Below are 1191 nucleotides of genomic sequence, written 5' to 3'. Positions count from 1 at the left end.
TGAAAGTTGAGGATTAGTAATGGGGGTTTACAAAGAAGGAAAAAACTGGAAAGTACAGGTGTATTACAAAGACTGGCGGGGAAACCGAAAAAGAAAACAGAAAAGAGGATTCAGGACCAAGGGTGAAGCTAAGGAATGGGAAAGAGATTTTCTGCAACAGCAGAGCCAGGGTGTGGATATTGAATTTGGAAATTTTCTGGAGATTTATTACAAAGATATGGATGTACGTCTCAGAGAAAACACTATGTACACGAAGCGATATATTATCGACCTGAAAATCAAGCCTTATTTTGAAAAGAAGATTCTCAGTGAAATTACGGTGGCAGATGTCCGTGCATGGCAGAATGAGTTGCTGACGTATAAGGATAAGAATGGAAAAGGATATTCTCCTACTTATCTGAAAACAGTGAACTGCCAGCTGACTGCAATCTTCAATTATGCTATGCGATATTATAACCTGCAGGATAATCCCTGCAGGAAGGCAGGAGCGATAGGCAAGAGCAAAGGAGAACCGAAGGATTTTTGGATGCAGGAAGAGTTTAATGATTTTCTGGAGACTGTAAGTGATAAACCGGAGACAAGAATGGCGTTTCTTCTGTTGTACTGGACCGGAATGCGTATCGGTGATGATGATGATAAAATAAGACTAAATCAACGGAAACCCAGTAAATACAAGGGGTTGAGGCGATTTGGTCCTGAAAAAAACTTGCAACGAATCAACAAATTTATGAAGGAAAGGCCTATCTTTTATAAAAACCTTATTCAGATGAAAGAAAATATTCGCTTTTATCTGAGATGCTTTTACTGTATCACGAAAGTGATGATATTACAATTTAATAGCGAAAACAGGACCGAATTAGCTCGTAATGGATGAAAATCTGTTTAGCTGATTCGGTCATTTTTATTGATTGAAAGGTGATGAAAAAATGGCTAGAATTATTTCTATTGTAAACCAAAAAGGGGGAACTGGAAAGTCCGCATGTACAGCTAATTTAGCAGTAGGATTAGCACAAAAAAATATGAAAGTGTTAATCGTTGATGCCGATCCACAGTCTGATGTATCCGCAGGATTTGGATATCGTGATTGTGATGACAGTAATGAAACACTTACAGTTCTTATGGATGCAGTAATGAAAGATGAAGATATTCCTTCCGACTGTTATATCAGACATCAGGCAGAGGGGATAGACA

At 38.3% G+C, this 1191-nt stretch carries 1 protein-coding gene and 1 pseudogene; both read left to right on the top strand.

The window, feature by feature from the left end; all coding sequences use genetic code 11:
* Positions 1 to 19: 19 nt before the first annotated feature.
* Positions 20 to 628 (top strand): annotated as a pseudogene (locus LKD71_RS18060) (tyrosine-type recombinase/integrase); the annotation flags it as partial.
* A 298-nt stretch (positions 629 to 926) separates the two neighbouring features.
* On the top strand, positions 927 to 1191 hold a 265-nt coding region (locus LKD71_RS18055; protein ID WP_227616431.1), incomplete at its 3' end, for a ParA family protein.

Source organism: Fusicatenibacter faecihominis (genome assembly GCF_020686945.1).
Lineage (GTDB): Bacteria > Bacillota > Clostridia > Lachnospirales > Lachnospiraceae > Limivivens > Limivivens faecihominis.
The sequence above is the reverse complement of the archived record's forward strand: the minus strand, read 5'-3'. Positions and strand labels throughout refer to the sequence as shown.